Source organism: Psychrobacter halodurans (genome assembly GCF_017498075.1).
Lineage (GTDB): Bacteria > Pseudomonadota > Gammaproteobacteria > Pseudomonadales > Moraxellaceae > Psychrobacter > Psychrobacter celer.
Genome location: NZ_JAGBKN010000013.1, coordinates 12,190 through 31,401, shown reverse-complemented (window position 1 = coordinate 31,401; position 19,212 = coordinate 12,190). Strand labels below are relative to the sequence as shown.

The following is a 19,212-nucleotide window of genomic DNA, read 5'->3' as shown; positions in this document are numbered from 1 at the left end:
TCACCACTTGGCTCGCGTAGTACTGTTTTTTGTTTTTCTGTTATTTAACCGACTGTCATACTGATGGTCGGTTTTTTATTAGTGAGATTTAAGCAAATATAGTGCGCTTTTCATGACATCTGCTGCCACACGCTCACAATGATGCTATAGTTCATCTCACGTCTTTGAGCCACTACATTTTTATCCGCTTTTTATTCGTTTATCTATGTCAAATACTGCCCTGCAACCTGCGCAACCTGCACCTGCCATTCGCGCCTATCTTGGCGGCTCGTTTGACCCTGTCCATCGCGGGCATGTACAGATGGCGATGGCAGTCTATCAAAGACTGCTACCACTCGCTCAAGCGCAGCAGCGCGCGCTTTATGTGTCGTTGTTGCCCAATGCCCGCTCACCCTTCAAGCGCCAAAGCAGCGACCCCAAGCATCGTTTGGCCATGCTAAAGCTGGCGATACAAGGCACGCCACTATACATAGATGAGCTTGAGATTTGGCAGCCGCCGCCTGTCTATACCATCGATAGCGTGCGCACTTTGCGCCAGCGTTATCCTGCCGACAGCTTGATATTTATCATGGGTATGGACAGCGCCCGCAGTTTGAATAAATGGCAAGATGGTCTACAGCTGACCGATTATGTACATCTGTGGGTCTTTTATCGCGATACTATGCCAGTCCCTGATACGGATAACGCCAGACAAGCGCTGCAATATTGGCTGCCCACACCTTTGCAGGCAGCAGTCACCGACTCGCCAGCGGCATTGACCCAGCCTATCTCTCAGCCTTCTTTTATTCAAACGCCTACAGACCCTACGATAGAGCAGGCCATCTTGAAAAACCCAGCGTCTGGCCGCATTTATATAGACATGCGGCAAGTAGCAGCCATCTCCAGCACGCAGATACGGCAAACGCTACAGCAGCAGCCCCGTGGTGATAGCGAAGCGGTGCCTGATAGCGCGGCTGGCAACCATACCAAGCCAGTTATAGACGAGCAAATGACCGCAGCATCCGCTATCAATGCTATTATGAACCCGCCCGATCCACTCGCTAAATGGCTAAATCCTGCTGTTTATCATTATATTATCGCCCATCAGCTATATTCTGCGGCGCAATTCCGTTAAAATCGCCTTATCTTTGTTATTTTGCCATGCTCGCCCCTCTAGGACTTGACCGCTGATACGCTGACTGATGTTTTGGCTAATGATTGGACTACTGGCTTAATAGCCACTTTGACATAATGTCACTTTGGCATAATGGTCACTTTGACAATGTCGTCCTAGGCAGACGGATGCTTTAACATTTTATTTTATATATTTACGATTTAAGAGATGAAAATTTATGACCAATACCATGACTGACGACCGTTTAAAAGAATGCTTAGCCGTTGTAGAAAGCGCCCTCGATGATATGAAGGCAAAAAACGTCACCGTGATGAATGTAGAGAGCCTAACCGATGTCATGGAGCGTATCGTCATCGCAAACGGTACCTCAAAGCGCCATGTCCGCGCGATGGCTGACAGCGTCGGAGCCGAAGTCAAGCAAGCAGGCTTTATGCCACTTGGCCGTGAAGGCGGTAACGACTCGGATTGGACCTTGATCGACTTAGGGGCTGTCGTCGTGCATATGATGACCCCGCAAGCCCGCGAGTTTTATGACCTAGAGGGTCTGTGGTCATCGCCTGAGAGCCTAGCTGAGCTGGTCGCTACCCCGCGCGAAAAGAAAGCCGGTCGCCGCAATTAATCTACGGCCACCAGCTGTCTTTTCTACAGACGCATATATATCGACTGATATTAGCCGACTGCCTTATATAGGCTAATGCAAGTGATACAAAAAAGATCAGCGAACCCGTCTGGTCTTTTTTTTGGGTTTTGGTCAACAAGACTGCAACTGCGCCGCGTTTGCGCTACTATGATGTCATGATAAAACCATTTTATCTCCAGATAATCATCTGCTAGGACACGCCATGAGTACCGCCATTGCCAACACCGCCACCCCAAACGCTCATACAGATTTTAATCACCCGTTACCGCTGCATATCGCGACCTTGATAGAGGTACGCGCAGGCAAAGCCATGCCATTCGCCCGCGAAGCCATGAGCGCAATTGACAAAGCACCGATTAGCGCCCCTGTCGCCGTTGACTTTATGGGCTTGACCACAGACGAACAAGCCGATCGTAAGCATCATGGCGGCCCGCTAAAAGCGGTGCACCAGCTGCCGCGCGCCACTTATACCAAGATCAATGCAGCGTTTGATCTTAACGTGCGGGTCGGCACACTCGGCGAAAACCTCATCACTGAAGCAGTAAATGACCTGCCTGAAATGGAAGAGTCTAGCGTCTGTATCGGTGATGTTTTTCAGTATGGTGAAATAGAGAATGCTGCCAGCCTCCAGCTGCGTATCGTCCAGCCACGCCGTCCTTGCTACAAAATAAACGACCAAATCGGCCAGTTTACCAAAGTGCCCAACATCGCGGCATGGGTAAGCAAACAAGGCATCGCTGGCTGGTACTTTCAGGTGGTGCGCGATGGGATGATCGATGCAGGTTTGCCTGTCTATCTGGTCGAGCGTCCTTATCCTTTTGCGATGCTCCAGACGCTATGGCAGTTGTCCAATTCAAAAGAAAAGTATGATGCCAAGGTGATCGATCCGTGGTTGGCGATTGAGTGCTTGGAGGACAGCTGGAAGACCGTTTTGGCCAAAAAAATACGACAAGATACCATCAAGACTCACAACACTGATCGCCCATCGACCTAAAAAACAGATAGCAATACCAACCATAATGGTTGAAAAAATAAATACGCAAAAGCCTTATACTAGGGCGTGCCCTCATTTGAAAAATAGGGATAAAAATGAGACAAATTGCCGTTTGACAGCACTTGGCCAGATTTAGCCATTTTTAATCGTTTTTAAGCCGTTTAGCTGACTGTGTTAAATGACAGTCGATTGGATTGAGGCCACGCCTTAGATCACATTCTTAAGAGTACATCCTTATTGTAAAAGCAAAAACTTTCAAATAGGCCAAACATGGTAAAACCTTTCGCATGGGCTCTGTGCATGATCCTGCCACTCAGCGGCTGCGTGGCAACATCGACGCCGCGTTATGTCATTGATAGCACCAGTTATCAAGCTACGGGCAAAAGCCAGCGCATTAAAACCATCGTCCTGCACTACACCGTCTCAGACAATGAGCGCTCGATAAAAACCCTGACCACCGGTCAAGTCAGCGCCCACTATCTGATTTTGGAGACACGCGATGATAAGATTTATAGCTTAGTAGATGAGAGCGAGCGCGCTTGGCATGCAGGCGACAGCGGGTTTGCCGGTAGGACGATACTTAACGATACCTCCATCGGCATCGAGATTGTCAATGCAGGCATCAAGCCTGAATATCGCAACACTCTAAACAATGGCGCGCTCGACTATCATCCGTACGAGCATTTTGTGGCATTTGATGAATTACAGATTAAAAAAGTCGCCGAGCTGGTGCAAGATATTGCCAAGCGTTATGACATCCCGCCGAAAAACATCGTCGGCCATGCTGATATAGCGCCGTCCCGTAAAATCGACCCCGGTGCCAAGTTTCCTTGGCAGCGACTGTACAATGAGTATGGCATCGGCGCTTGGTATGATGAATTTGATAAGCAGTACTTTATGCATCCAGACGCCTTTGCCGCAGCGACGATACCTGAGATTAAGCAAGCGTTTCGTGATTACGGTTATCAAATCAATGACACAGACGCGTGGGACAAAGCCAGCCGAGATGTAGTCTATGCCTTTCAGCTACATTTTCGCCCGCAGCGACCAACGGGCGAGATGGATTTGGAAACTTATGCTATCTTAAGGGCATTAAATAAAAAGTATGCTGGTCGTGATGACTTTTATTAAGTGATAAACACATTAGGAGACATAAACCATGACTAACTCACAATACAATGAGAAAAATGAACAAGACGAGCTACAGAAATACCTAGAAGAAAAAGCCAAACAAGAGAAGGAGCAAGAAAAGCAAAAAGAACAAGAGCCTGAGCAGCTGTCGGCTTATGAGGCTTGCGTGCTAAGAGAAAACGCTAGAATTCATGAGTTGATCGCTGAGGCTCAGAGGGAGTCTAGAGAGCATGATTTGGATGACTAATCGATTGAAAAACCTTCTATACGGTAATTTTTCTCTCATATAGAACCAAATCATAAACCCAAAACAAAAAAAAGGTGAGCTTTACGCCCACCTTTTCTATCTAAAAAAACCTCAAAAACCACTTAAACCTTAACGCAACCAAGCCCGCGCATTACGGAACATCCGCATCCACGCGCCGTCCTCATCCCATTCTTCTGGTTTCCAGCTGTGATTGTAGGCTTTTAGATTACGCTCAGGGTGCGGCATCATGATGGTGACGCGGCCGTCAGTGCTACATAGACCGGTGACCCCGCCGAGCGAGCCGTTTGGATTGAGCGGATACGTCTCGGTTGGATGACCTTGGCTATCGACATAACGCATGGCGAGCTGACCATGTTTTGCCATACCGTCGATCTCGGTGTTGTCCAGCGTGGCGTAACCTTCACCATGTGCCACAGCGATAGGTAAGATGCTGTCTTGCATACCTTTAAACAAGATAGACTTGGTACGCTCGACTTTGACATTGACCGTACGCGCTTCAAATCGCGCTGATTTATTGGCGATAAAACGTGGGAAGTTTTCTGCGCCTGGGATCAGGTCTTTCAATTGCGCCATCATCTGACAGCCGTTACAAACGCCGAGGCTAAAGGTGTCAGGACGGGCAAAAAAGCGCACGAACTGCATGCGCAATTCGTCATGGAACAAGATAGAGTTCGCCCAGCCTGAGCCTGCGCCAAGTACGTCACCGTAACTAAAGCCGCCACAGGCGACCAAGCCGTCGAAGTCACGTAGATTGATACGGCCTTCTAGCAAGTCGCTCATGTGCACGTCGACCGCTTCAAAGCCAGCTTGGGTAAAGCCTGCTGCCATCTCGGTCTGACCATTGACGCCTTGCTCGCGCAGGATAGCGACTCTCGGCTTAGTGTCGCGGCTATTTAAGTACGGTTCTTCCACTTTTTGGTTAAGATCAAAGTTTAGTGCAGCGATCAGGCCTTGATGGCTGGCATCAGAGATTAAGTCATACTCTTGCTGGACGCACGCTGGGTTGTCACGGCGACGGGCGATTTGGTAGCTGACTTGGCTCCACTCTTGTTGCAGCTCAGCACGGCTAAAGCGTAGGGTATCGTCACCCATGAGCGTTGGGGTTTGAATGATAAGGCTATCTTCTTCAGTGCTTTGACCGACAAGGCTAAGCATATCGCTGACGTTATATTGCTCTGCTAGCTCCATCAAAGCTGCGACGTTTTCTGGTAAAACTTGAACCACCGCACCCAGCTCTTCACTGAACAGTTGACCGAGTAGATTGTCATCAGCCAATGACAACTTGATACCTTGACGGCTGGTGAACTGCATCTCTGCAATCGTCGCCAGCAAACCACCATCACCGATATCATGATAGGCGCTAATGATGCCTTGCGCGTTACCCGCTTGGATAAAGTTAAAGAAATCGATCAAGTCGCTTGGCTTTTCAAGGTCAGGACATTCGTTGCCCAATTGGCTTGCCGTTTGCGCGAGGATTGAACCGCCCAGACGCAGCTTGCCTTTAGATAAGTCAATACGGTAAAACGCACTGTCGCCGTTGATCAGCTCAGGGGTTAGGGTTTTCGCCACGTCAGCGACTGGTGCAAAGGCCGTCACGACCAAACTCATAGGCGAGACGACTGATTTTTCTTGTTTTTCACCTTCATCGTTATCCGTCCAGTTGGCACGCATCGATAGCGAGTCTTTACCGACTGGAATCGCAATACCTAGTGCTGGGCACAGCTCTTCGCCAACGGTATAGACAGCGTCAAACAATGCCGCGTCTTCCGCGTCGTCGCCACATGCCGCCATCCAGTTCGCCGACATGGTGATATCAGATAGCTGAGCGATACGTGCACCGGCGATGTTGGTGATGGCTTCACCAACCGCCAGACGCGCCGAGGCTTTTGGATTGATAAGGGCGACAGGCGTACGCTCGCCGACACTCATCGCTTCGCCAGTCATCGGCTGACCATCTAGCGCCACAAGACCTGATGCTGTCACCGCGCAGTCAGCGACGGGCACTTGATAGCGGCCCACATACTGATCACGCACCACCATACCGGTGATCGAGCGGTCACCGATGCTGATAAGAAATGATTTGCTAGCGACAGTTGGATGACGTAGCACGTCTTTGATGGATTCGGTTAAACTGATATCAGCCAAGTTCAGCGCGGACAACTCAGTCTCTTGACGCTCAAAGCTGCGCTGCATCTTTGGCGTACCACCGAGCAATACTTGCATCGGCATATCAACCGGCTGCTCATCCAATAGCTCATCATCAACGATAAGCTGACGCACTTCAGTCGCTTCACCTAAGATAGCATACGGGCAGCGCTCACGAGCACAGATCGCATCAAATTGCGCTTTACTCTCTGGGCGAATCGCGAGGACATAACGCTCTTGCGCCTCATTTGACCAGATGGCCATTGGCGACATGCCTGCTTCTAGCGACGGGATTTTACGTAGGTTTAAATGCGCGCCCATGTCATGGTCATCGACCAGCTCTGGCATGGCGTTTGACAGGCCGCCTGCACCAACATCATGGATAGAGACGATTGGGTTGCCGTCTTTACTGGCATTACTAGCGTCAGCATCGTTACCCGCTAAGGCCCAGCAGCGATCGATGACTTCTTGACAACGGCGCTCCATCTCGGCGTTATCACGCTGCACTGAAGCAAAGTCTAGACCTTCATCCAACTCACCGCTATCGACCGAAGACGCTGCGCCGCCGCCCAGACCGATTTGCATCGCAGGGCCACCAAGGACGATAAGCAGGTCGCCTTCACGAATGGCGTTTTTTTCAATGAGGTTGCGTTTGATATTGCCATAACCGCCCGCCAGCATAATTGGCTTATGATAGCCGCGCATCTCGCTGCCGTCTTTGGCCGCTGAAGTATCAAGCTGAAAACTGCGGAAATAGCCGCATAGGTTGGGACGACCAAACTCATTGGAGAAGTTGGCGCTACCAAGTGGCGCTTCGGTCATAATCTCAAGGCTAGTCGCCATACGATCTGGCGTACCGTAGTCTTGCGTGCTTAATTGACCAGACTGCTCCCACTTCTCAGGCATCTCAGGGATATGCAAGTGCGATACGTGGAAGCCTGTCAGACCGGCTTTTGGCTTACCGCCGCGGCCCGTTGCACCTTCATCACGAATCTCACCGCCTGCGCCCGTTGCCGCGCCAGCATAAGGAGCAATCGCCGTTGGGTGGTTGTGGGTTTCGACTTTCATTAAGATGTCGATGGCTTCTTGATGGAAGGCATACGGATGGATTGAGTTGGCGTCCATCGCATCGGTCGGCACCGGATAATAACGCAGCCCCTCTGCCCCTGCCATTACCGCCGCGTTGTCTTTGTAAGCAGACAAGATGCCCTGCGGGTTTGATTGATAGGTGTTTTTTATCATCTGAAACAATGACTTTGGCTGCACTTCGCCATCGATCGTCCAATCGGCATTAAAGATCTTGTGACGGCAATGCTCAGAATTGGCCTGCGCAAACATCATCAGTTCAACGTCGGTCGGATTACGCTGCAGCTCATTGACATAGGCATTCATCAGATAATCAATGTCTTCGCTCGATAGCGCAAAACCAAACTGAGTATTGGCCGACTCAAGGGCACTGCGTCCTTCACCCATCACATCGATACGATTGAGCGCCGCTGGTGGTTCGTCATCAAACAACTTGCTCACGTCGTTTAAGTCATAAACCAAGCTCTGGGTCATACGGTCAAATAACAACTGCTCAGCATTTACTGGCAACTTTTCGTCTGCTTCACCATCGACCGTGAGGGTATAAACAATGACACGTTCGACGCGATTGATTTTAATTTCACAGTTATTAAAAATATCGGTCGCTTTACTTGCCCATGGCGAGATCGTCCCAAAACGCGGCCCGACGATCACTTGTATCTGATTGTCCTCTGGAGCGACAAGCTCAGTGCCCGCTGTGACGCCCAGCAAGTCCCGCGCTTTTTGCGCCTCTTCATCAACAAGCTTTCGTGATAGCACATACACTTGCTGAGTATGGATCTGGCTGACATTTAGTTCGGTCTTTTGCTGAAACTGACTGATGAGTTGCTGCGTCTGAAAATCGGTAAGAAACGGTTGTCCGGCGATGGTCATCATAAAGGCATAATCCATAAGAAAGGCATCTCTGCCATGCAAAGTAAATGGTCTGCGTATTATAACAAGAAGCCCCATAATAAGCAGGCCAAAACCACGATAAATTGCCAAAGTGACGGCTTCTTTACTTGATGCAGCAGCAATCTGCTGTGCTAATGGCTGCCCTTTTGCCCGTTAGGACCGCATGGCGCATTGCCGCTCACTGGTGCTTTATGCATAGATAGTCTTATTCATATAATCTTACTTAGCTTATCTGTTTAGCATTGAGAGTTTGCAAAGCAGCAAGCTTTGATGGATGCCGTCACAATTTTTACCTAATACTTATAGTCCTTACAAACCGTCACATCGCATTACTGGCAGCCTATATAAATGCTTTGCCAGTAGTCGTTATGCTAGATGGCAGTTACTGGATAGCAGAAGGTTTTTATATTTTTATCCAAAGTCTCTGCTCAAAGCCAATCGACATCACTAGCAAATAACACACTATCAAATACCAACAATCTATAACCCTAACAAACTATAAAGAAAAGGAAATCCCTATGAGTAGACAAGACCATATCGATAAAGTGCAAGAATTGGTAAAAGACGTCAAATTTGCCATGATGACCACCCGTACGCATGAAGACCACCTGCATGCCTGCCCGATGACCACCAGCGAAACCAGTATCGGCGCCAAAGAGATTTGGTTTATCGGTGATAAAACCACCGAAACTGTTAAAGATATTGAAAGAAACCCACAAGTAAACTTGGCTTATGTCAGCCAAGACGCCAAAAATTACGTCTCGATCAATGGTAAAGCCGAGCTGGTTGAAGACCAAGAAAAGCTCGATGAGCTATGGTCGCCGATTTATAATGCGTTCTACGAGCAAGGCAAAGAAGACCCAAATGTCCAGCTCATCAAAGTCGTGCCACATGGCGCTGAATATTGGCTCAGTGGTAGCTCAGTGGTCAATATGTTTAAGATGACCACAGCTGCGGTCATGGATGGCAAAAAAGCGACCAATCTGGGGGAAAACAACTCAGTAACGCTATAAAGGCAATCGCGCTATTAGAAGTATTACATAACAAGAAGTATAAATATAAGCGATAACCATAGCAAAAAAACGCCAGTGGCTGATGCGACTGGCGTTTTTTTGCTTGGTATTAGGTGTTAAGTATGATGTGTTGAGGATTATGTGCTGATATCGAGTATTAAAAACTAGGGTCTTTGACCGGTAGATGACTTTATAGACACAGTTAAATATATAGACACAGTTAAATATATAGACACAGTTAAATATATAGACACAGTTAAATATCAGCCGTTTTGTTTGAGGTACGGCCACGCCGCTTTTAGATAAATCATCATCGACCATAGCGTCAAAACCACGGCGGCCACCATAAGCGCGTAACCAATGGTTTCAAGCGACTCCCAGTTTAGCAGCAGTACGGTAATCGCCACCATCTGAAAAGTGGTCTTGAGCTTACCGACATAAGAGACCGCCACACTGGTGCTTTTGCCCAGCTCAGCCATCCACTCACGTAGCGCCGATACCGCGATTTCACGCGAGATAATCACAATCGCTGCGATGGCCATGATGATATTTGGGTGCCACTGCACGAGGATAATCAAAGCTGCCGCCACCATCAGCTTGTCAGCGACAGGGTCCAAAAAGCGGCCAAAGGCTGAGGTGACATTGAGCTTACGAGCAAAATAACCATCGAGCCAATCGGTAATCGCCGCTAAGATAAACACACCCGTCAATAATAAATGGCGCAGTAAGCTATCGCTAAACTCACTCATCCCTACCCGCGCGATGACATTATCTGAGATGGCAGGCATGCCAATTCCCATCGCTGGCGGCCAGTAAGCAATGGCTACAAACAGCGGAATCATTAAGATACGAGCAATGGTCAGATTGTTTGGCAAGTTAAAAATACTTTTGGTATTTTGCTTACTTGGTGGTTCCTGCGTATGCAAATGCGTACTCTCAGTCATGGCAAACCCAGTTTTATATAGACATAATAATGGCAGATAGCTTAGCACTTTTCGGGCAAGCCGTCATGCCATCTCTTATACTGCCCCCAAAGATAAAACGTAATGTCATGTAACCAAAATCGCCGAATCGTAGCCAAATCACCATCAGTTGCGTTATGATAGCCATGCAAACGAAAACACTTGTACACTTAAATATGTAAGTAAATATATCTGCCTATTGAACGGATTATAATTGCCCTAATCTTAGTAAGTATAGTCAGTACTGAAGATATCTTTGTAGAGCTCTTTGTAGATAAGAACCAACACGGCCATGTACAGTACCTTTAAGCATACTACTGATGTGTCTAGTGCCATGCAGTGTCGATGAAAACACGTAATAACCGCATAATAACAACAAGACACCACCACTGCCTTGTAGCACGATTTTGCTACCTGTCCAGTTTTCCTCAGCCCACAGCACCTCCTCTGTGGGCTTTTTTTTGGCTGGTAGGTTTTCTACAGCAGATTATGGAGTGTCTTTTTCTTTTTTGCTCTTAAAGGGCTCAGAAAACTGCAAAATCAAAAAACCAACCGCTGACAGAATAATGGCAATCTCGTAGCGACCATAGGCCACCGAAATACCGATTGCGCCCGTGTTCCATAAACTGGCCGCCGTGGCAGTGCCTTTTGAACCCATCTCGTTTTTAAATATCGCCCCGCCGCCGATAAAACCCATACCCGTGATGATGGCATACATAATCCTCGCCTCACCTGCTGATTCATAGATATCCATACCCACCAGCATAAATGCACAAGAGGCTATCGTCACTAGCGGAAACGTCCTCAGCCCCGCGCCGTTGTCTTTCATCTCGCGGTTGAGCGCGATGGGCAATGATAAAATAAAGGCAATACCCAATTGAAAAAAGTGGTACTGCATGAGGTCTAAGTCTATATCGAATCCAAACATAGCATCTCCTCCTTGGATATTACCAACGGGCCTCCCGCCCAGCGCCGGTTATTATAAATGCCCTCTGGCATTATCAAGGGGTAGCAACGCACCACCCTGCAAGCGCGGCGCAGATCACATCAGCTGTCTGCTGCGCCATGTGATAGCAGCTCTCGATATTGCCTTGCCCGCACCAGTCGCCACTGACGATCCATTGACGAGACGCATCAGTGAGTACGCCTTGGGCGGGGGTTTGCGCATCGGAGCGCGTCGCGGCATAGCGCCAGCGATGACAGTCGATCTGTGTGGGAGCACAGGCATCATCCCAGCCCAAAGCATGCTGCGCTGCTGTCAATAGTGCAGCTTGTACAGACCCTATCTCTTCATCGACCTGCTGCTCGGACCAGTCGTTGCGGGCATGGATGGTGATACTCGGTAGCAGCGTTTCATGGGCAGGTTTTCGCTGCTCTATAAATATCCTATCGATGATCGAATCATTGACATAAGCGACGTCCCATCTGCCACCGTCTTCTGCATCCGTCAGCGCCGCAGGAAATGCCTGCCCTTCATCCCAGCCGAGCATCAGCGTGTAGCAAGCTTGCATCTTGATAGTGCTGATGCTCTCTTGTTTGTCAAAGCCACTGCCAGCCATCAGCTCGCCCGCTTGCACGTTTGGCGCGGTACAGATCACCCAGTCAAATAACCCAAGACTATGGCCTGCTTCATCAAACAGCTCAGTCTTTTGCTTAGTTTGTTGCTTATTTTCATCAGCTACTGGCTCAGTGTATTGCGCCAGTGGTGCCACACGGGTTTGAAAGCGCATGGTGGTGTGCTGTAGCTCGCCTGCCAGCGCGCGCCCCCAACTGGTCATCTTTGGGGTACTGATATAGCGAGCTTGCTCGGTATTCCAGCGCTCTTTTTTTATGATAGATGGCCGCTGACCCGCCGTATGGGCAGTGGTCAGCTCGACCACGTTGGCACACCATGGCTGTATCATACCCACGTCGAGCCATGGCGCTATAAACTGCTGAAAGCTGGTGGTCTTTGCAGTAAAAAACTGCGCCCCAAACGCCCATTGCCAGTTTTTATATGTTTGGCTGTCGCGGCGATATCGGGTGGCCAAACGCCCCACGCTGCGTGATTTTTCAAAAATCGTCAGCTGCGGCATCGGCTGGGCGGCAGGCGTATGACCAAACGCACGCTCCAATAAAGTGGCGGTAAACAGTCCCGTCAACCCGCCACCTATGATGGCGATGGTCGGTGCAGCGGTATCAGCAGGATGACAAGAGTGGAGTGTGTGCTCAGACATAACGACAGTCGGCCTTGTGGTGTTTTGATCAAAAAATAATGTGTGTAAGCCAGCATGTGCAGGCAGTCTTGTGCAGATAGCGAGGCTCATAAAAGCTATTGAACCCTTAAAACCTGCTGATATCAATATCATCTACGTAAAAAAGCCATGCTACCGTCGATAACATGGCTTTTTTTATTGTTGATACTATTATTACTATTTATTTACCCGCTTACTCACCGCGTTCCGCCTTGACCACCTCAACCAGCTGATTGATCACTGAACTGTCGGCAAGCGTGGATAAGTCGCCCAAACCCACATACTGCCCTGCAGCCAAATTACGCAAGATACGGCGCATGATCTTGCCTGAGCGGGTTTTGGGCAGTGCATCGACGATATAGATGGCATCAAGATTGGCAATCGGGCCGATCTCTGTACGCACATGGCGATTTAGCTCGGCTTTTAGCGACTCTGTGGCCGTCTCGCCAGATTTTAGGATAATAAAGGCACAGACCCCCATGCCGCGTATCTCATGCGGCATACCGACGATAGCCGCCTCAGCGGTCGCCGGATGCGCCACCACTGCGCTTTCGATCTCCGCTGTGCCTAAGCGATGGCCTGAGACATTGAGTACATCATCGACACGGCCGGTGATCCAGTAGTGTCCATCTTCGTCGCGCTGCGCGCCGTCCCCTGTAAAGTAATAACCTGGGTACTCACTAAAATATGTCTTTAAAAAGCGCTCATGGTCGTTATAAATCGTACGCATCTGCCCCGGCCAGCTGCTTTTAATTGCCAGATTGCCTTCGGCAGCGCCTTCTAAAACCTCGCCATCACTATTGACAATCTCTGGCTTGATACCGTATAGCGGGTTCATCGCCGCCCCTGGTTTTGGCGCCACCGTACCTGGTATAGGGGCCATGAGAATACCGCCTGTCTCAGTCTGCCACCATGTATCGACGATGGGGCATTTGCCACTACCAACGATATGATAATACCAGTCCCAAGCCTCTGGGTTGATTGGCTCACCGACCGTACCCAGCAGGCGTAGGCTGGAGCGATCCGACTCACGGACAAAGGCATCGCCCTCTTTCATCATCGCTCGAATCGCTGTCGGCGCCGTGTACAAAATCGTCACGTCATGCTTATCAATGATATGACCAATGCGCGCCCACGTTGGATACTCAGGCACTCCCTCAAACATCACGGTCGTCGTACCATTGGCAAGGGGTGCATAAGTGGTATAAGTGTGCCCCGTCACCCAGCCGACATCCGCAGTACACCAATAGACGTCATCGTCTTTGACATCAAACACGTCACGGAAAGTTGAGATGGCATACGTCAGATAGCCGCCTGTGGTGTGCAGCACGCCTTTGGGCTTACCCGTGGAGCCTGAGGTATATAATAAAAACAACGGGTCTTCGGCATTCATCACTTCAGGCTCGCAATGCTCAGACTCGCCATCGATTAAGGTATGGTACCAAATGTCACGGCGGCCACTCATCGGTACTGAGTTACCAGTACGATGTACGACGACGACGTTGGTGACCGTGTCGGTGCCATCCATGTCCAACGCCCGATCGACGTTGGCTTTTAGCGGGGTGTGTTTATTGCCGCGCACGCCTTCGTCTGCGGTAATGATGACTTTGGAGCGACTATCAACCAAGCGATTGCCCAAGCTCTCGGCAGAAAAACCGCCAAATACCACAGAGTGTACTGCGCCGATGCGGGTACAGGCCAGCATACCGATCATCGCCTCTGGTATCATCGGCATATATAGGGTCACTCGATCGCCTTTTTCGACACCCAGCTTACGCAGTGCATTGCCCAACCGGCAGACTTCTTCGTGCAGCTCTTTAAATGAGATGATTTTATGCTGTGACGGATGATCGCCTTCCCAAATGATGGCAGGCTTGTAAGGATGGGTCTTTAGATGACGATCGAGACAGTTGACAGAGATATTGAGCTGACCGTCTTCAAACCATTTGATACGAAAATCGTCCAAATCATAGCTGACGTCGCTGATTTTGGTGGGTTTTTTTATCCAATCGACCAGCTCGGCACGCTGTGCCCAAAAGGCATCATTACTCTCAGGAGATTCGATAGATTGCTGGTAGTCTGTTTGGTATTGCTCCGCACTGGTATTGGCGGCGGCAAGAAAGTCGTCTGCAACAGGAAATGATTTTTGCGTCATAGTATTCATCCTTTTTCATTATTATGACTCGCACAAACCGCCGCGCGCGACTGCCTGTACAAGCAATAAGGGTCATCTTCCATAATGTGTGACACTCTGTGTTAGTTTGACAAATAAGCGGGACGGTTGCAAGGCATCAACGCCCATTCATAACAATTTCACTGTACAGCCGTATACTTGCTTATTGCTGGCGCGCGACTGCACCATTACATTTAATCCTTGTAACCTGATATGAAATATGGACAATAGCTACACGTCAGCGGCGATGACACGCGCCTATATTGGCTTTTTTTCGCCGATGAGGGTTTTTGGCTGTTGTCACTTACTTAACCTGTTCAGCTTCCCTTTATATGGGCTGATTTAGACGTCACGCGCATCCCCCACCCCTTTTTATTTATGAGATCCCCATGAGTAACCATCGTCCCGCTTCCCACTCTACCCATTACGACGTCATCATCATCGGTGCGGGCGCATCCGGTCTATACTGTGCGCTTACCGCTGGTCGCCGTGGTCGCCGCGTGCTGGTGCTCGACCATGCCAATAAAGCAGGCAAGAAAATCCTCATGTCAGGGGGCGGACGCTGCAATTTTACCAACTATGTCGTCGAGCCGAGCCATTTTATCGGCGACAATCCGCACTTTTGTAAGTCGGCCTTGAGCCGTTATTCCAATTGGGAGTTTATCGGTATGGTAGCGGCGCACCATATTCCCTATCATGAGCGCGAGCACGGTCAGCTATTTTGTGACGACTCAGCCCAAGACATCGTGACCATGCTGCTAGATGAGTGCGCGGCAGCCGGTGTGCATATCAAGCTTAGTACACAGATTGATGGCGTAAAACCGATCGATAGTGCCAACAGTGCACGCTTTGAGTTGAGCACCAGCAGATCGCTGAGTAAAAAAGAAAAGCAAGCAAGAAAAGAGGCCACAAGCTCGCCGACGTTGCCACAAACCACTTACCGCTGTGAGTCGCTGGTGGTGGCAACGGGCGGCTTGTCGATTCCGACGATGGGTGCCAGCGGTCTTGGCTATGAGCTGGCGCAGCAGTTTGGTCATACTCTGGTGGCAACCGATGCCAGCCTCGTGCCTTTTACCTTTACCGATCAGACTGGCGAGCTTATCCGCTCACTGGCAGGCATCAGCCTACCGGTAATTGCCAGCAATGAGCGCATCTCCTTTAGACTGCCGCTACTATTTACCCATCGCGGGCTCTCAGGCCCTGCCATGCTTCAGCTTTCAAACTATTGGCATACTGGAGAAACCATCCGTATCAACCTGCTGCCAGATACTGATATGACTGCGCTCCTGCTTGCTCACAAAAAATCCCATCCGCGCCAGCTGGTTCGTACCGTTTTGGCTGACCATACCACCAGCCCGCTACCCAAAAAACTGCTCTCCGCCCTACAAGCGCATCTGTGGGATGATATCAAAGAAACCGAGCTTGCCAATATCAAGGACGAGCGGCTACTGGAGCTGGGCGCGGCGCTCAACAGCTGGCAGCTCAAACCCTCTGGCACCGAGGGCTACCGCACCGCCGAGGTCACGCGCGGCGGGGTGACCACCGACGAGGTATCATCAAAGACCATGCAAAGCAATTTGCAAGAGGGCTTATATTTTATCGGTGAGGTTCTAGACGTCACCGGCTGGCTGGGCGGCTATAATTTTCAGTGGGCGTGGGCCAGTGGCCATGTATGCGGCGAGGTAGTATAAGTTGTATAAGCCACATTATCATGCCTCCACTGCTCTTGCTCTGTGCAAAAAACCCAACCCGACCAATCTTGCGTCAGTGAGATAATGACTCAAACAAGCATAATATGTGTTATTTTGAATATATAGTAAGATAATACTACATTGAGGCATCTGACGCTTGGCTCCCGTTATGCTGCATAAGCCATATACTATTTTTATGAGGTGATACATGCGTCCGATCAAACATATTCATGGTGACAAAGCGCCGCACTGGATAGGTGATGGTTTTTATGTAAAAACCTTAATCAACCATTTGGATAATGACTCCGACATTAACTATCGCCATACTGACCCGTTTTTGTTATTTGACTATGGCCAACCGACCACCTTTGCCCTAAACCCTCATTATCAGACTAAGCCGCACGGCATCGGACAACATCCGCACAAAGGCTTTGAGGCAGTGACTGTCGCGTATGCAGGTGAGATCAGCCACGCTGACTCGACCGGCGGTCGCGGCGATATTTTGGCAGGTGATGCCCAGTGGATGACCACAGGGCGCGGAATCACGCATGAGGAGTTTCACTCTGAGGCGTTTGGTGCGCGCGGTGGGCTCTTTAGCATGGTACAGCTGTGGGTCAATCTGCCGAGCGCTCATAAACTAACAGCGCCAAAATATCAGAGCATCAAGCGCGCCGACATGCCGATGGTGACGCTGACAGCAGATAGTAATCATCAAACAGCGATTGGCACAGCGGCGATTATCGCTGGTGATTGGCAAGGCATCAAAGGGGCGGCCAGTACCTTTACGCCCATCAACCTCTGGGACATCGCACTACACCGTGCAGGTGCAACGACGCTACAGCTCCCTAATACCCACAATGTGCTCCTGCTGGTACAAGAAGGCGAGGTGCTGGTGAATGGCACCGCCATCAGTGCGGGTCATTTGATACAATTTGCCGCGCCTACCCAGCACCGCGCTGAGATGGCGGCGGAGCAAGTGGCAACTCATGACCGTATTGAGCTGTGCCTTCTCGCCGCTCACACTGACGAGCTGGACGCTACTCCTGTCGAAGCGCCTATCCAAAAAACGCCTGTCGAAACGTCTGCCAAACTGCTGCTACTTAGCGGTGAGCCTATCGGCGAGCCTGTAGCAGCCCACGGACCCTTTGTCATGAATACCAAAGAAGAGCTGCATCAAACCTTGCGTGATTATCAAGCGGGTCGTTTTGGTCAATAACCCCTGTATCAGTCGCCGCTATGTCAATGACCGCTATATCGTCGATACTAGGGCGTATCTCAATTCAATCAATAGCCATCTAAATGGGCTAAAAATGAGGACACACCCTACTAAAGGGTCTGTCAAAATTAACAAATATCGAAGTCCTAACATCGAATTTCTCATAAAAAAGCCGCTTTACAAAGATGTAAAGCTGCTTTTTAACGCTTAAGATTTAAAGTTAGTCATCGCGACGTTAGGCTTGTTTTTTATTCAAAAACGCATAGTCAGTATAGCCCTCACTGCCGCCACCATAAAAAGTCTGCGGATGCTGCTCGTTAAGCGGCGCCGCTTGGCGGATACGCTCGGCCAAGTCGGGGTTGGCAATATAGTCGCGACCAAATGCCACCGCATCGATGTAGCCGGCTTGGATATTTTGCGACGCTTTTTCGGCAGTATAGCCGCCAGCTGCGATAATCATGTTGTCGAACGCTTGGCGGATACGCTGGCGGAAGCCTTCGGTATAAGGCGTACCACCCGCCCAATCAGGCTCTGAGATATGCAGGTACATCAGGCCGCGCGCATTGATCTGCTCGATCAGCCAAATATTATCGTCTTCATCGTAGCCAGCATCTACGCCATTAAACGAGCCTTGCGGTGACACACGAATACCGACATGATCGGCGTCCCATGCATCGACACAAGCATCGATGACATCGAGCGTCAAACGCGCGCGGTTTTCGCGACTACCACCATACGCATCTTCGCGCTTATTGGTTTGCTCAACCCAAAACTGATGCAGCAGATAACCATGAGCGCCATGAATCTCTACCCCATCAAACCCCGCTTCTTTGGCATTTTTTGTCGCTTGCGCAAAGTCTTTGATCACTTGCTCTATCTCATCTAGTGTCGCTGGCCGCGGCGGCGTGGCCTCCACACGGATCGCTTGCTCGTTGCTATCACGTAGTGAGGTTCGAGCGCCGACCTTGACATCGGAGGCGGAGATCGGCGCTTGCCCATTTGGCTGCACGCTTTTGTGCGCGACCAGTCCTGTGTGCCACAGCTGCACGACGATTTTGCCGCCTTTGGCATGGACATTATCGACCACAGCTTTCCATGCAGTGACTTGATCTGGCGTATGAATACCAGGCGCGCCAGCATAGCCTTTGGCTTGAAAGGATACCTGCGTTGCTTCGGTGATGACCAGCCCTGCCCCTGCGCGCTGCGAATAATACTCGCCTGCCAATGCGGTCGGCACATCGCCTGGCTCGACTGCGCGCAGACGGGTCAGAGGTGCCATAATGATGCGGTTTTTTAGGGTTTGGGTGCCCATTTTTACGGGTTCAAATAAATTATCGTGTGCCATATTGTGCCCTATGGTGTTTGTCGTTATTGGTGAATGTTCGTTATTATGCTGCTGATTATAGTCGACGCTAAATAAATCAGATACATCGCTATCACGTCGCTCAATGCTTTGTCATGCAGACTTATTATGGTATCGGTGCGCTTCGTATCGATATGCGCTGCGACCGAATAGAGACATAAAAAGTCATGAATAAAGACATAAAAAGTCATATTGAACGACCGTTATCTTTATAGGGGGCGGATGGATTTATTCAAGCAAGCGTTACAAACAAAAACACCTTTGGTCTTTATCTATCCTGCCCCTTGC

Annotated in this window: 14 protein-coding genes; 8 read left to right on the top strand and 6 right to left on the bottom strand. The window is 49.8% G+C overall.

Annotated features, from left to right (window positions below; translation table 11 throughout):
• The first annotated feature begins 205 nt into the window (after positions 1-205).
• From J3491_RS07395 to J3491_RS07375, 5 genes are all read left to right on the top strand, one after another.
• The gene (locus J3491_RS07395) at positions 206-1,114 is read left to right on the top strand and encodes a nicotinate-nicotinamide nucleotide adenylyltransferase (RefSeq protein ID WP_207969697.1); all 909 of its coding nucleotides are present in this window, start codon (positions 206-208) and stop codon (positions 1,112-1,114) included.
• A 217-nt stretch (positions 1,115-1,331) separates the two neighbouring features.
• Complete coding sequence (gene rsfS, locus J3491_RS07390) at positions 1,332-1,733, top strand: ribosome silencing factor (RefSeq protein WP_207969696.1); 402 nt, start codon at positions 1,332-1,334, stop codon at positions 1,731-1,733.
• 223 nt (positions 1,734-1,956) lie between these two features.
• Positions 1,957-2,748 carry an MOSC domain-containing protein gene (locus J3491_RS07385; protein ID WP_207969695.1) on the top strand — a complete coding sequence of 264 codons (792 nt, stop codon included), beginning with the start codon at positions 1,957-1,959 and terminating at the stop codon, positions 2,746-2,748.
• 300 nt (positions 2,749-3,048) lie between these two features.
• On the top strand, positions 3,049-3,879 hold the full coding sequence (locus tag J3491_RS07380; protein WP_243456211.1) for an N-acetylmuramoyl-L-alanine amidase: 831 nt from the start codon (positions 3,049-3,051) through the stop codon (positions 3,877-3,879).
• A 28-nt stretch (positions 3,880-3,907) separates the two neighbouring features.
• Positions 3,908-4,126, top strand: a complete 219-nt coding sequence (locus J3491_RS07375) for a hypothetical protein (protein ID WP_207969693.1) — start codon at positions 3,908-3,910, stop codon at positions 4,124-4,126.
• A gap of 129 nt (positions 4,127-4,255) precedes the next feature.
• On the opposite strand, the gene purL is transcribed toward J3491_RS07375, so the two are convergent.
• Positions 4,256-8,254 (bottom strand): phosphoribosylformylglycinamidine synthase, encoded by a 3,999-nt coding sequence (gene purL / locus J3491_RS07370; protein WP_207969692.1) that lies wholly within the window; start codon positions 8,252-8,254, stop codon positions 4,256-4,258.
• A gap of 536 nt (positions 8,255-8,790) precedes the next feature.
• Here purL and J3491_RS07365 point away from each other — a divergent pair.
• Positions 8,791-9,285, top strand: coding sequence for a pyridoxamine 5'-phosphate oxidase family protein (locus tag J3491_RS07365; protein WP_075101845.1), 495 nt, complete (start codon positions 8,791-8,793; stop codon positions 9,283-9,285).
• A 263-nt stretch (positions 9,286-9,548) separates the two neighbouring features.
• On the opposite strand, the gene pgsA is transcribed toward J3491_RS07365, so the two are convergent.
• The 4 genes from pgsA to acs form a co-directional block, all read right to left on the bottom strand.
• Positions 9,549-10,229 carry a CDP-diacylglycerol--glycerol-3-phosphate 3-phosphatidyltransferase gene (gene pgsA / locus J3491_RS07360; protein WP_075102629.1) on the bottom strand — a complete coding sequence of 227 codons (681 nt, stop codon included), beginning with the start codon at positions 10,227-10,229 and terminating at the stop codon, positions 9,549-9,551.
• Between the two features lie 505 nt (positions 10,230-10,734).
• Positions 10,735-11,175, bottom strand: a complete 441-nt coding sequence (locus J3491_RS07355) for an MgtC/SapB family protein (RefSeq protein WP_075102627.1) — start codon at positions 11,173-11,175, stop codon at positions 10,735-10,737.
• 73 nt (positions 11,176-11,248) lie between these two features.
• Positions 11,249-12,463 (bottom strand): NAD(P)/FAD-dependent oxidoreductase, encoded by a 1,215-nt coding sequence (locus J3491_RS07350; protein WP_207969691.1) that lies wholly within the window; start codon positions 12,461-12,463, stop codon positions 11,249-11,251.
• A 211-nt stretch (positions 12,464-12,674) separates the two neighbouring features.
• A complete protein-coding gene (acs, locus tag J3491_RS07345) occupies positions 12,675-14,636 on the bottom strand; it encodes an acetate--CoA ligase (protein ID WP_207969690.1) in 1,962 nt (653 codons plus the stop codon).
• Between the two features lie 407 nt (positions 14,637-15,043).
• Here acs and J3491_RS07340 point away from each other — a divergent pair, with 407 nt between their 5' ends.
• Together J3491_RS07340 and J3491_RS07335 are read left to right on the top strand one after the other, a co-directional pair.
• Positions 15,044-16,345, top strand: coding sequence for a BaiN/RdsA family NAD(P)/FAD-dependent oxidoreductase (locus J3491_RS07340; protein WP_207969689.1), 1,302 nt, complete (start codon positions 15,044-15,046; stop codon positions 16,343-16,345).
• A gap of 208 nt (positions 16,346-16,553) precedes the next feature.
• Entirely contained in the window at positions 16,554-17,561 is a 1,008-nt protein-coding gene (locus J3491_RS07335; RefSeq protein ID WP_207969688.1) for a pirin family protein, read from the top strand.
• A 235-nt stretch (positions 17,562-17,796) separates the two neighbouring features.
• On the opposite strand, the gene nemA is transcribed toward J3491_RS07335, so the two are convergent.
• Positions 17,797-18,906 (bottom strand): alkene reductase, encoded by a 1,110-nt coding sequence (gene nemA, locus J3491_RS07330; protein WP_207969687.1) that lies wholly within the window; start codon positions 18,904-18,906, stop codon positions 17,797-17,799.
• Positions 18,907-19,212 lie beyond the last annotated feature (306 nt).

Bases quoted from the DNA above. Each gene is read 5' to 3' on its own strand.
- acs (WP_207969690.1), bottom strand. From the start codon at position 14,636: ATGACGCAAAAATCATTTCCTGTTGCAGACGACTTTCTTGCCGCCGCC.
- rsfS (WP_207969696.1), top strand. From the start codon at position 1,332: ATGACCAATACCATGACTGACGACCGTTTAAAAGAATGCTTAGCCGTT.
- nemA (WP_207969687.1), bottom strand. From the start codon at position 18,906: ATGGCACACGATAATTTATTTGAACCCGTAAAAATGGGCACCCAAACC.
- J3491_RS07340 (WP_207969689.1), top strand. From the start codon at position 15,044: ATGAGTAACCATCGTCCCGCTTCCCACTCTACCCATTACGACGTCATC.
- J3491_RS07385 (WP_207969695.1), top strand. From the start codon at position 1,957: ATGAGTACCGCCATTGCCAACACCGCCACCCCAAACGCTCATACAGAT.
- J3491_RS07365 (WP_075101845.1), top strand. From the start codon at position 8,791: ATGAGTAGACAAGACCATATCGATAAAGTGCAAGAATTGGTAAAAGAC.
- purL (WP_207969692.1), bottom strand. From the start codon at position 8,254: ATGATGACCATCGCCGGACAACCGTTTCTTACCGATTTTCAGACGCAG.
- J3491_RS07335 (WP_207969688.1), top strand. From the start codon at position 16,554: ATGCGTCCGATCAAACATATTCATGGTGACAAAGCGCCGCACTGGATA.
- pgsA (WP_075102629.1), bottom strand. From the start codon at position 10,229: ATGACTGAGAGTACGCATTTGCATACGCAGGAACCACCAAGTAAGCAA.
- J3491_RS07395 (WP_207969697.1), top strand. From the start codon at position 206: ATGTCAAATACTGCCCTGCAACCTGCGCAACCTGCACCTGCCATTCGC.
- J3491_RS07375 (WP_207969693.1), top strand. From the start codon at position 3,908: ATGACTAACTCACAATACAATGAGAAAAATGAACAAGACGAGCTACAG.
- J3491_RS07350 (WP_207969691.1), bottom strand. From the start codon at position 12,463: ATGTCTGAGCACACACTCCACTCTTGTCATCCTGCTGATACCGCTGCA.
- J3491_RS07380 (WP_243456211.1), top strand. From the start codon at position 3,049: ATGATCCTGCCACTCAGCGGCTGCGTGGCAACATCGACGCCGCGTTAT.
- J3491_RS07355 (WP_075102627.1), bottom strand. From the start codon at position 11,175: ATGTTTGGATTCGATATAGACTTAGACCTCATGCAGTACCACTTTTTT.